At 44.1% G+C, this 576-nt stretch carries 1 protein-coding gene; it reads right to left on the reverse strand.

What is annotated here, in order from left to right; translation table 11 throughout:
* The coding region (locus AC5590_RS09005; RefSeq protein WP_370460862.1) for a hypothetical protein at positions 1–576 on the reverse strand (576 nt) is incomplete at both ends.

The following is a 576-nucleotide window of genomic DNA, read 5'->3' on the forward strand; positions in this document are numbered from 1 at the left end:
CTTTCTTGTTGTGCTTGCTTCAGGCTAACTTGGGCTTGTTTCACATCATCTTGGGCTTTTTTCGCTTGCGCTTGCGCCGCACCTGCTTGTTGATTTGCCAAACTTACTTTTTGTTGTGCTTGTTGAGTCTTTTGCGCTACATCTTGCTGAACTCGCTGTAAGTGTTGCTGGGCATTAGTTAAGTTTTGTTCAGTCTGTTTGACTTTTTGTTCTGCTGCGTTTTGTTTTGCCTCAGCTTTTTGCTGATTATTTTGCGCTAGCTGCTGTTGTTGCTTGGCGGTTACTGCCTGTTGTTGTGCTAATCCTGCTTGTTTTTTGGCAGTGCTTGTTTCCTGATTCGCTTTTGTGATTCCTTGCTTTGCCTGATTTAATTCTGATAAAGCCGCGTCTTTTTGTTTATTTGCGTCCTCCCGTTGTTGAACTGCGCTGTTGCGTTCTGATACAGCAGAGTCTTTTTGTTTATTCGCGTCCTCCCGTTGTTGAACTGCGCTATTGAGTTCTGATACAGCCTTCATCCTTTCTTGATTAACCAGACTAGCCGCGATGACTGCTGTAACTACCCCAACTATTGACACA

The sequence above is a fragment of the Brasilonema octagenarum UFV-OR1 genome (genome assembly GCF_963888615.1).
In the GTDB taxonomy this organism is placed as follows: Bacteria; Cyanobacteriota; Cyanobacteriia; order Cyanobacteriales; family Nostocaceae; genus Brasilonema; species Brasilonema sennae.